At 66.2% G+C, this 8857-nt stretch carries 9 protein-coding genes and 1 pseudogene; 4 read left to right on the top strand and 6 right to left on the bottom strand.

Translation table 11 applies throughout. The features are described from left to right. Window positions 1-232: pseudogene (locus ACFYTS_RS10745) on the top strand (IS110 family transposase); the annotation flags it as partial. Between the two features lie 174 nt (window positions 233-406). On the opposite strand, the gene ACFYTS_RS10740 reads toward ACFYTS_RS10745, so the two are convergent. The 3 genes from ACFYTS_RS10740 to ACFYTS_RS10730 all read right to left on the bottom strand — a co-directional run bounded on the left by ACFYTS_RS10740 (window position 407) and on the right by ACFYTS_RS10730 (window position 1549). Continuing rightward, a complete protein-coding gene (locus ACFYTS_RS10740; protein WP_387302826.1) occupies window positions 407-760 on the bottom strand; it encodes a peptidase inhibitor family I36 protein in 354 nt (117 codons plus the stop codon). A gap of 348 nt (window positions 761-1108) precedes the next feature. Then, the gene (locus tag ACFYTS_RS10735) at window positions 1109-1348 is read right to left on the bottom strand and encodes a hypothetical protein (protein ID WP_387302824.1); all 240 of its coding nucleotides are present in this window, start codon (window positions 1346-1348) and stop codon (window positions 1109-1111) included. A 54-nt stretch (window positions 1349-1402) separates the two neighbouring features. Then, window positions 1403-1549, bottom strand: coding sequence for a hypothetical protein (locus tag ACFYTS_RS10730; protein ID WP_387302822.1), 147 nt, complete (start codon window positions 1547-1549; stop codon window positions 1403-1405). 430 nt (window positions 1550-1979) lie between these two features. On the opposite strand from ACFYTS_RS10730, the gene ACFYTS_RS10725 reads away from it, so the two are divergent. Then, window positions 1980-2162, top strand: a complete 183-nt coding sequence (locus tag ACFYTS_RS10725; protein ID WP_387302820.1) for a hypothetical protein — start codon at window positions 1980-1982, stop codon at window positions 2160-2162. On the opposite strand, the gene ACFYTS_RS10720 is transcribed toward ACFYTS_RS10725, so the two are convergent. Then, window positions 2156-3673, bottom strand: coding sequence for a glycoside hydrolase family 43 protein (locus ACFYTS_RS10720; RefSeq protein ID WP_387302818.1), 1518 nt, complete (start codon window positions 3671-3673; stop codon window positions 2156-2158). The two genes, ACFYTS_RS10725 and ACFYTS_RS10720, sit on opposite strands and share 7 nt — an antisense overlap. A gap of 341 nt (window positions 3674-4014) precedes the next feature. On the opposite strand from ACFYTS_RS10720, the gene ACFYTS_RS10715 reads away from it, so the two are divergent. Continuing rightward, complete coding sequence (locus ACFYTS_RS10715; protein ID WP_357283236.1) at window positions 4015-4311, top strand: hypothetical protein; 297 nt, start codon at window positions 4015-4017, stop codon at window positions 4309-4311. A 179-nt stretch (window positions 4312-4490) separates the two neighbouring features. On the opposite strand, the gene ACFYTS_RS10710 is transcribed toward ACFYTS_RS10715, so the two are convergent. After that, entirely contained in the window at window positions 4491-4865 is a 375-nt protein-coding gene (locus ACFYTS_RS10710) for a cupin domain-containing protein (protein ID WP_387302815.1), read from the bottom strand. A gap of 74 nt (window positions 4866-4939) precedes the next feature. Here ACFYTS_RS10710 and ACFYTS_RS10705 point away from each other — a divergent pair, with 74 nt between their 5' ends. Next, window positions 4940-5386 (top strand): MarR family winged helix-turn-helix transcriptional regulator, encoded by a 447-nt coding sequence (locus tag ACFYTS_RS10705; RefSeq protein WP_387302812.1) that lies wholly within the window; start codon window positions 4940-4942, stop codon window positions 5384-5386. Between the two features lie 147 nt (window positions 5387-5533). Here the strand turns inward: ACFYTS_RS10705 and ACFYTS_RS10700 are convergent, their stop codons facing one another. Next, window positions 5534-8806 carry a protein kinase gene (locus tag ACFYTS_RS10700; RefSeq protein ID WP_387302901.1) on the bottom strand — a complete coding sequence of 1091 codons (3273 nt, stop codon included), beginning with the start codon at window positions 8804-8806 and terminating at the stop codon, window positions 5534-5536. Between the last annotated feature and the right edge of the window lie 51 nt (window positions 8807-8857).

Genomic DNA, 8857 nt, shown 5'->3' with positions numbered 1-8857 from the left:
CGGCAAGACCTCGATGGAAGCACTACGCGCGCTGAAACGACGGTTGTCCAACGTCGTCTATGTCCGGATACTCACCGACCAACGCCGCCGCGAATCAACAGGCCCGGGAGGGCAATCGGGAACGACTACTCACTCCAACGCGACCGGTTCCAACCCGCACACCGGCCCTTCGGACAAGCCACACCCCGGACCCGTCACCAAGACTAACCCCGCGACCACATCCACGTCTTGACCTAAAGGGGCGCCATGACAGTGCGTTCAGTCCTGGGCGCGATATGCGAGGCAAGGACGCGGTGTGCAGGTTCGGCTTTTTGGGTGAACCGCAGCCCGGCTTGCGGGCGGACGGTAGCGGGCCGGCGACAGCGGGCGGATCTGGAAGCCCGGCCGCCGCCGTTGTTCGGTCTCTCTATCCGGATGTGCTCGTGTCCTCGAAGTAGAACCAGTCGTCGCCGTACTCCGTAGAGGACGATTGCTCCTTGTCGGCAGCCCGCACCGTCACGGAGGAGATCTTGTCGTTGAACGCGTCACCGACATAGGGGGTGTCGGCGGTGAATTCCTTGCTGTCGCCTTGGAAGTTGGCGTCGGTGTAGGCGGTGACGACGTAGCCGTCGGCGACCTTCAGCGAGCTGACGGTGTCATTGCCGGCCTGATCCTTTTCTTTCAGGCGGCTGATGTTGTACTCGCCGACCTCGAGTGTGCCACTCCTACCTCCGTAGTCGCGATCGACGAACAACTGAGCTTTTCCAGCACTGGGGGGCATGTCAAAACCCTTCCGTCACGACCGAATCGGTACTGAGGGAACCGTGTAGACATGATCACATGGACGGCCGACAGCTGAAGGCCTCATCCGCATAGAACAACCCAAGATCCCGTAACGCGCCATCAGGTCCGACTCGATACCGGTTTCTCCGGGTGTGTCGCAGTCGGAGTGGGAACTCCTCGCACTACCGGGCAGTTGAGAGCGGCTCTTGGGCAACAAGTGTCGACCGGCTCTGTCTCGACCGAATCTCGGCAGTAGCGGATGTCTCTGCGCCGCTGTCGGTCTCGCCGTCTGCCGCACCGCTTTCGGTAACCTTCAGTGGGATTGGGCGGAACGTACAGCGGCAGGTCAAGCGTTGTCGTCCGGTGCGCGGCGTCCGAGGAGGAAGTATGCGACGGGGAGGGCGCCTATCGAGTTCACCAGCACGATCGAGGTTGCCCATACGCGTTTGGAGCCGCGGATCTGCTCGGGCGGCCGTTGGAGCAGATCCAGCAGGGCCGCGACCTTCGCGATACCGTCGATCACGCCCGCGCCCACGATCAGCCCGCGAGTGCGCGCATTCAGATCATGCCACTGCTTTCGGATCATCTCCGATTCTCCTTCTTCGGCTCAGGTGTCGATTTGCATGCATAGGGTCGCCGGTCAGCGTGCCGTTCGGAGTGTCTGCAGGGCCGAGCTGGTTTCGGCGTACATCACCCCGTGCCACCAAGAGTCCAAGGGGCTGGGGTCGGGCCAGACTACCGAGTTCCGTACGCGGCCGATGGCGGGCTGGGCGGTGGTGTCGCTCATGCGATTCTCCTGATGTGCACGAACATTCCGGAAGGGGCAGCGACTACGCTGGCGCTGCCTGATCCAAGATCGCCCGCCACGCTGGCTCACCACAGGGGCCGAAGGTCAGTTGTGGGGACCCCGAAGGGCACATCACCGTTGCCACAACCGAGCCGTCGGCGTGCTGCTGCCGGTCGTATGGACCTACACGGGCGCTCCGTTACCGGCCAGCACAGCGGCTTTGGGTCCAAGTTTCGACGGCCCCCAACTGGTTTCTCGGTGATGCGCGCCCCGCCGAGCAGCCGCACATCCAGGATGGTGACATCGGGTCGCAACGCCGGCGCCTCGGCCAGAGCGGTGACGACATCACCAGCTCCACGAGGTTGAGGCGGTATGCCCATGCCACCTACATCGGGCCCTACCGCTGTCGCGGTGTAATCGGCAGAAGCGGATGTTCTGCACCGCACCGGGATCCGGCGGCTGGCACCCCGCGCTGGCCGGTTCGGTCAGCGCGGTATGCGGTAGTAGCGTGCGTTTGCTTGCCGTCGTCATCGGTGTGATCGCCAGTGCGCTGTGGATCATCGGTCCATCGATCGATGTGCAAGGCTTGGCCGCTGACCTTGTGGGTCAGTGATGTTCGCCTTCGTAGGTGAACCAGTCGAATGCGACGGTTCCGGTCGCGGCGTAGATGCCGGCGACGCGTCCGGTGAAGGCGGCTGCGGTGTCGGCTGTGAGGTAGCGGCCGTCCATGTCGGCGATTTCGGTGGTGTCGGGGCCTTGTCCGTATCCGAATCTGACGGTGTCGCAGGACATCGCGTGCGGGTCGAATCCGTTGGTGAGGACCGGGGTGGTGGTGATCCACAGGACGGTCGGGCCTGCCGGCACCCGCCGTTCCCATGTCTGTTCGACCTGGGCGAGGCGTACCCGTGCCCGCACGAGGTAGTCGCCGGTGTCGTGGTCGGGCTGGATTTCGATGTCGTAGTGGTGGAGTTCGTCGTAGCGGATGCTCAGGCCGCCGATGCCGTCGGCTGCGTCGATCGATGTGGCGTAGTGGGAGCGGATGTGCTGCTGGCGTCGGCCGAGGAAATGCGGGTGCGAAGCGTCCATCGCCGGGCCGAGGGTGTCGGGGGTCGAGCCTTGCAGCACCAGCCACCCGGGGCGGGTATCGAGGGAGGCCCAGTCGCGTTTCGCATCGCGCACCGACACCCACTCGACGCCGAGGGGTTCGTCGAAGTCGGTGTGGGCCTTGGTGCCCGGAAGGTCGGGGGTCAGTGTGATGGGGTCGATCACCGGCCACCCGTCGACCCAGTGCAGGGTCGACTGGAAGCCCTCGCGGCCCATCACTGCGAAAGCCTGGGTCAGACCGGTGGGGCGGGTGCCGAGGAAGACGACACGCCAGCCGTCGTCGGTGCGGACCAGGTCCGCGTGGCCGGTGTTCTGGACGGGGTGGTTGGTGCTGCGGTGGCTGTAGATCGGGTTGGCCGGGCAGCCGTGGAACGGGCCTTCGGGGTGGTCGGCGCGGGCGATGCTGATGCTGTGGCCGCGTTCGGTGCCGCCCTCGGCGATCAGCAGGTACCAGGTCCCGTCGACGTCGTAGAGGTGTGGGGCTTCGGGGAATTTCAGGCCGGTTTCCGACCACAGTGAGCGGGGTTTTTCGAGCGCGTGGCCGGTGGTGGTATCCATCCGCACTTGTTGAATCCCGTGGTGTGTGCCGGATTGTTCGCCTTCGAGGGTGAGTCCGGAAAAGGTGATGTAGCAGGTACCGTCCGCGTCCCAGGCGATGTCGTGGTCGATGCCTTCCACGCCGTGGAGCTCGATCCCGTCGCTCCATGGCCCTTCCGCGTGGTCGGCGGTGAACAGCAGCGGCCCGCGGCCGAAGGCGTCGGCGACCACGAGCCAGAAGCGGTCGTCGTGGAAGCGGATGGTCGGCGCCCAGACGCCGCCGGCGGTGGGCACGTCTTCGAGGGCGAGTTGGCCGGGGCGGGTGGCCACGTGCCCGATCGGGGTCCAGTGCTCGGCGTCGGTGCTGGAGAACAGGGGCACGCCCGGGAAGTACTCGAAGGATGAACAGGCCAGGTAGTAGGTCTGCCCGGCGCGGCAGATGCTGGGGTCGGGATAGAAACCTGGCACAGTGGGGTTGAGCATGGTCGTTCCTGTCTCAGTGTGGTTCGGCCACAGCGGGAAGGTGCGGGCCTGGCGCGGCGGAGGTGCCGAACGAGACCGGATCCAATGCCGCTGAAGCGAAGACCTGTTCCATGACCGCGAAAGCATACTGACTGTTTAGTCGGCATGCAGCTCGCGCCGGTTGATGGCTGGTCCAGATGATCTGCAGCAGGCGTTCGCTCATCGGCTTGAGCGCGCATTCCGCGTGGCTCAGACCGGCCGAACCGGCAGAAACCCCGGGGGTAGGCTGACGCGTGGGTGTCGATCCCCCGTCTCACAGCATCATCAACCTGCGAAACCAGGCACTGGAGAAGGAGAGTTCGATGACAGCGGCACATAGCCAACACGGCCAGCACGACCACGTCCACGGCCCGGACTGCGGCCACACCGCGTTCGCGCATGGTGACCACGTGGACTACGCACACGACGGGCACCTTCACCGCGAACACGACGGCCACTACGACGAATGCGAACCGCAGGGCCACACCGAACACAGCGGCCACCCCCACGAACACGGCGATGGCTGCGGCCACGACGCGGTCCAGCACGGTGACCACGTGGATTACATCCACGACGGTCACCGCCACGCCCCGCATGAAGGCCACTATGACGAGCACTGAGCGGGATCCCGAGGACTGCACCGCATAAGACCGACGCCGCTACCCCCTGGGGGCAACCCTCGCCGGTGGCTGTCCCCGGCGGCGGCGCACGGAAATCGGCTACAGCGTGCGTCTGGTCGGCTGTGGAGGAAGGCGTCGGTGACCGGTCCGGCGATGTAGCGGCGTCCGGCGGTGGTGGGTTACTGCGCCCAGGGTGGGCTGACGCGGTCACCGCCGGGGGCCTGGGCGTAGGCGCCGACGGGGAGGATGGCCACGGCCTCGAAGGGCCCGTCGCCGGGGACGGAGACCTTGAAAACGGTGTTCGCCGGGATCACCAGGGCGTCGCCGGCGCGGAAATCGCATGTCTGGCCGTCCATCTCGACGCGGGCGGCTCCGGCGAGGGCGACGAAGATCTCCTCACGGGACACGGCGTGCGCGTGACCGGGGTTGCCGGGGTGCATGGTGAAGCGCCAGACGCTGTTCTCTTCGGAGCCACGACTGGGTGCGGCCAGGCCGACCGCGGTCATGAGCGGAGCTTCGAATGTGGGGGCGTCGGCGGCTTTGATGAGTGGCATGATGCCTCCTGGATATTCAACCAAGGTGTTCAACTATGGTTGAATATATGTCTTCGAGAAAGGAGCGTCAACACATGGATTTCGGCGTACTGCTGGGCCAGGCCTATCAGTCGTTCGTGCAGCAGCTGCACGCCCACCTCGCCGAGCACGGTCATGTGATCCTCGGCGCTTCCTACGGGTACGTCCTGCGCGCGCTGGCCGAATCCCCCTGCACTGCAAGCCAACTGGGCGAGCAGCTCGGCATCACCGCCCAAGGTGCGGCCAAGGTTGTCGACGAGATGGTCCGGCACGGGTACGTGGAGCGCCGACCGGACCCGATCGACAAGCGCGCCAAACGGCTGCACCTCTCCCCGAGAGGGGACGACATGCTTCGCATCGTCCGCGAGTTCCACACCGACTACGAGCGCCGGCTCGCCGGACGCATCGGCGCCGAACAGGTGGCCACCACCCGCGCCGCGCTCGGCGAAATCATGAGCGAAGCACTGGATTTCGGGCGGGCTAAGACCTTCCGCCCGTTGTGACCTCGGCACGGCGTCCCCATGAGAGGTCTGCGGCCGACACGCCCAGATCGGCATGAGCGCGCACTTCGGCTCACTAGAGCTAGCGCCAGGGGCGGGACTGGCCGCAGTAGGATCGGTGGACACTACGCGATGTCCCTCACCCCCCGATTACTCGGCGGTGTCATGGGTTTGGGCTGCGGCCCATACCGCGATCTGGGCGCGCGAGGTGAAGCCCAGTTTGGTGAGAATGTGTTCGATATGGCCCTGCACGGTGCGCGGCGAGACGACGAGGCGATCGGCGATCGCCTTGCTGGTCAGTCCTTCGGCGACGAGCTCGGCGACCTGGCGTTCGCGCGGGCTGAGGAGCTCGGGCGAATGATCGGCCGACGAGGTGACTCGGGGTTGCTCGCCGAGTGCGAAAGCGACTGCGGCGTCGAGACTCATCGAGGCGCCTTCCTGCCGTGCCGCGTCGAACGCGCCGGCACCGAGGATTCGGCGGCTGCGCTGCTCGCATTCGTCCTGGTAGGGGCCATGGCGGCCAAGGATGGTGGAGCTGCCGGCCAGGCGTCCCAGCGCATCGGCCGCGCCCATGAGGACGGCCGCGCGCTGAGCATCGAGCTGCTCGGCGGCGATCCAGGCCAGCGTCGCGAGACAGCCGGTGGCGACCAGCGGATCGGAGGCCTTGCGGGCCAATCGAATTCCCTTCGCGAGTGAGCGCGTGGCACGGTCGGGATCACCGGCGCGCCACGCGGCGAATCCCGCCGACCACAGTGTCCACGACCGATAGATCGTTTCACCGGCGGATTCGGTGAGGTCGAGCGCCCTGTCCAGACAGTCGAGGGCTCGGGAGGTATCGCCTTGCAGCGCATAGGCCCATCCCAGCGAGACCCGGGCGTCCAACTGCATGGTGCTGTCACCGCACAGCTCGTAGGTGCGCAGCGCGTGATTCAGGTCGGCGACCGGGCCGGACAGATCACCCACTCCACTGGTGAGAACGTAATCGGCCTGGATATGCGTGAGCAGCGCCGGAACCATAGGGTCGGTCGCCTGCTCCGCCAGCCCTGCCAGCTCCGTGACATGGCCGGCGGCGGCCGTCAGGTCACCCTGAAGCCCGGCCATCAAGGTGGCGGCGTGGAGCGCCTTGGCCCGGTCGATCGGCCGGCCTCCGGGAACGCGGGCGAGAACCCGTTCGTACCATTGGCGACCCTCACCGAGCCGTCCCCGCAACATCCAGAACATGTACAGCGGATTGGCGATTCGCAGTCCGCTCTCATCGGCCTCGGTCAGGCTGAACTCCAGCGCTTTCGAAATGTTCGGCAGCTCGCGCTCGAGCCGTTCGACCCAGTCCAGCTGGTGCGGCCCTATCCAGTCGACATCGGCCGCCTGCACCAGTTGCTCGCACCATTCCAGATGTTGCTGGCGCAGGAGCGGATACTCTCCGGACTCCTCGGCCTTCTGCTGACCGAATTCGCGGACTGTCTCGAGCATCTGGAACCGCACCGAGCCGGCCACTTCCTTGCGGACGAGGATCGATTTGTCCACCAGGCCCGACAACGTATCGAGCAAATCCGGCTCGGTCATGTCAGCCGAACACACCTGTAGCACCGCGTCGAGCTCGAACCCGCCGGTGAACACCGACAGTCGACTCCACAGCCGCTGCTCGTCCGGTGTGCACAGGTCATGGCTCCAGTCCATGCAGTACTGCATGGTCTGCTGCCGTCTGGGTGCGCTGCGGCTACCCCGGGTCAGGAAGGCGTAGCGGTCGTCCAGCCGGGCCAGGAGTTGTTCGACGGACATGGTCCGCAGGCGTGCCGCGGCCAGTTCGATGGCCAGAGGTAGGCCGTCCAGCCGGGCACAGATCTTGGCGGTGTACGCCCTGTTGTGATCGCTCAGCTCGAACCTGGGCACCGCCGCGGCCGCTCGTTCCGCGAAGAGCGTCACCGCGGTGTCGCCCGCCACGGTCCGGACCGCCGGATCGGCGGCCAACTCGGGTATATCCAGCGGCGGCAGCCGGTATACCGCTTCGCCCTCGATATCCAGGGCTTCACGGCTGGTCGCCAGGATCCGCACGCCTGGGCAGGCTCGGATGAGTGCTTCGGCCAGCTGTGCGACCGGCTCGACCATGTGCTCGCAGTCGTCCAGTACCAGGAGCAGATCATGGGGTGCCAGTAACTCGATCAGCGTGTCGAGTGTCGATCCACCGCCGTGGTCGGACACACCGAAGATGGCAGCCACGACGTTCGGCAGCGATTCGTTGGCACGCAGGTCGCCCAGTTCGATCAGCCAGACCCCGCCCTCGAATTTCCGCCGCAGGGTGTGAGCGACTCGCAAGGCGAGCCGTGACTTGCCCACACCCCCGATCCCGGTCAACGTCACCAGACGTGAGTCGGACAACAGGTTCCTGACATCGGACTGCGGGGTCCTCCGATCCACGAAGCTGGTCATCTCCAAGGGGAGATTCCCCGTCCCCGCCCGCAAGCGGTCGCCGCGGAAATGCGTGACCGCGTGCGGCTTCGCTTCGGCCGAAGTCGCGGCGGGTTCCGGCTCGGCGGGCAGCACCATCGTGTCGACCGGGAATCCGTGGTCGTTTTGCAGCCGGCGCAGCCGCTCACCCAACTCCGCCGCGGTCGGCCGGCCGTGCGGGTCACGAGCCATCGCCGCCTCGATGACCGCGCACATATCGTCGGGAATGCCGGATTCGCGCAAGTCCGGGATCGGCTGAGTGGTGATCCGCACGAATTGAGCCACCATTTGTTCGCCACTGCGGCGCTCGAATGCGGCGTGCCCGGTGAATGCCGAGAACAGCGTGGCGCCCAGTCCGTACACATCCGAAGCGGGAGTCTGTGCCCGGCCTTCGAGAACTTCGGGTGCGGTGAAGGCCGGCGAGCCGGTGATCGCGCCGGACGTCGTCTCGTATCCGCCGGCGAAGTGAGCGATCCCGAAGTCCGTCAGCGCCGGCTCGCCGTAGTCGGTCAGCAGGATATTGGCCGGTTTGACATCACGATGCAGAACACCCATTCGGTGGGCCGACTCCAACGCCCCCGCTGTCTTCACCCCGAGGTGGAGGACCTCGGCCAGCGGCAACGGACCGTCGCGTCGGATGCGTGCGTCGAGGGAGCCCCGGGAATGGTAGGGCATCACCAGATACGGGCGCCCGGTCCCGGTCTCCCCGATCTCGAGCATCCCGACGACATTGGGATGGCCGGTCAGCCGGCCCATCGCGTGCTGCTCGCGCAGGAAGCGCTCGCGATTCTCCGGAAGTTCGCCGGTGAGAACTTTGACCGCCACCGTGCGGCCGGCGGCGATCTGACTGCACCGGTACACCGCACCGAAACCGCCCCGGCCGATCTCCTCGGCGTCTGTGAACCCGGCCGCGTTCAACTCCGTGATGACACCGACTCCGACATCACGCTGCGTCTCGAGGGGGTCGCCGTCAACCATCCGTCGCTCGCAACCGCGGCACGTCAGCCAGAATATCGCCGCCCGTCGCCT

The sequence above is a fragment of the Nocardia sp. NPDC004151 genome (assembly GCF_042874235.1).
Classification (GTDB): domain Bacteria; phylum Actinomycetota; class Actinomycetes; order Mycobacteriales; family Mycobacteriaceae; genus Nocardia.
Note: the sequence above shows the minus strand (reverse complement) of the source record. Positions and strands in the feature narration are given on the sequence as shown.

Excerpts from the sequence above, each read along its gene's own strand:
- ACFYTS_RS10740 (WP_387302826.1), bottom strand. The coding sequence starts at position 760 with ATGCCCCCCAGTGCTGGAAAAGCTCAGTTGTTCGTCGATCGCGACTAC.
- ACFYTS_RS10735 (WP_387302824.1), bottom strand. The coding sequence starts at position 1,348 with ATGATCCGAAAGCAGTGGCATGATCTGAATGCGCGCACTCGCGGGCTG.
- ACFYTS_RS10730 (WP_387302822.1), bottom strand. The coding sequence starts at position 1,549 with ATGAGCGACACCACCGCCCAGCCCGCCATCGGCCGCGTACGGAACTCG.
- ACFYTS_RS10725 (WP_387302820.1), top strand. The coding sequence starts at position 1,980 with ATGTTCTGCACCGCACCGGGATCCGGCGGCTGGCACCCCGCGCTGGCC.
- ACFYTS_RS10720 (WP_387302818.1), bottom strand. The coding sequence starts at position 3,673 with ATGCTCAACCCCACTGTGCCAGGTTTCTATCCCGACCCCAGCATCTGC.
- ACFYTS_RS10715 (WP_357283236.1), top strand. The coding sequence starts at position 4,015 with ATGACAGCGGCACATAGCCAACACGGCCAGCACGACCACGTCCACGGC.
- ACFYTS_RS10710 (WP_387302815.1), bottom strand. The coding sequence starts at position 4,865 with ATGCCACTCATCAAAGCCGCCGACGCCCCCACATTCGAAGCTCCGCTC.
- ACFYTS_RS10705 (WP_387302812.1), top strand. The coding sequence starts at position 4,940 with ATGGATTTCGGCGTACTGCTGGGCCAGGCCTATCAGTCGTTCGTGCAG.
- ACFYTS_RS10700 (WP_387302901.1), bottom strand. The coding sequence starts at position 8,806 with ATGGTTGACGGCGACCCCCTCGAGACGCAGCGTGATGTCGGAGTCGGT.